Raw genomic sequence first — 802 nt, 5'->3', positions numbered from 1 at the left:
CGTTTTTTAATTTATCCGGTTTATGGGCGTTGACATAGTCAGCGAATGTTTTTAAAAGTTCTTCGGTTTGTTCGACCGAGAGGTTATTAGCTTGAAAGTACTTTTCTAATAAAGCCCCTTTTTGAATTAATCGGCGAGAACGGGCTTTGCGGGCTTGTCGATTTTCATAATACTTAGATTGGCGTAACTTAAAATCTTCCCGCTCAATTTTTTGTTTTAAACGCGCTTGTTGTTCAATTAGTTTTTCATATTGATTAGGCATGGAATTCCCCATCTCCTATGACTAATGATCTACGGACTTTTCCTTTAAAAACTCGGATACTTTTTTGGATAAGGACTTGATATTGTCATTAGATAAATTAGCATAATCTAAATTGGCTTGACTGATGATTTGTTTACCTAGCCGTTGTTCAATCTTATTTTTTTCGTCCTTAATTTTTTGATTAAGGGCTTTTAATTTAGCTTCTTGTTTTTCTAAGTTACTTTGAGACATAATGATTCCTCCAGTCGTATTAAAAATAATCACCGACACTATATCATACAGAGAACGTTAAGTCAAAGTATGAAAGTTGAAATAGCGAAGCGGAAGGCATACACTATAAGTAAATTTAGGGGAATCAGCAGGCCGAGTGAAACGAGATCAATGCGCACTTACACATAGAATAAATTCTATGTTGTGCTAACCCCAAAATCCTGTATTAGAAGTCGCCGATGGCGACAACAAAGTCAAGCCCATAGAATCAAAGTAAAGAGGTGACTAACATGGCAATATTTCATATGAGTTTTAGTAATATTAGTGCTG

General features: G+C 35.3%; 2 protein-coding genes. Both read right to left on the bottom strand.

Going from position 1 to position 802, the window contains the following annotated elements:
• Nucleotides 1-262: hypothetical protein (locus IV84_RS10530; protein ID WP_056986635.1), on the bottom strand; the 262-nt coding region annotated here is incomplete at its 3' end.
• Nucleotides 263-283: 21 nt separating this feature from the next.
• A complete protein-coding gene (locus IV84_RS10525; protein WP_014386917.1) occupies nt 284-493 on the bottom strand; it encodes a hypothetical protein in 210 nt (69 codons plus the stop codon).
• Nucleotides 494-802 lie beyond the last annotated feature (309 nt).

Origin of the sequence: Pediococcus damnosus, assembly GCF_001437255.1 — a bacterium.
GTDB classification, from domain to species: Bacteria; Bacillota; Bacilli; order Lactobacillales; family Lactobacillaceae; genus Pediococcus; species Pediococcus damnosus.
Note: the sequence above shows the minus strand (reverse complement) of the source record. Positions and strands in the feature narration are given on the sequence as shown.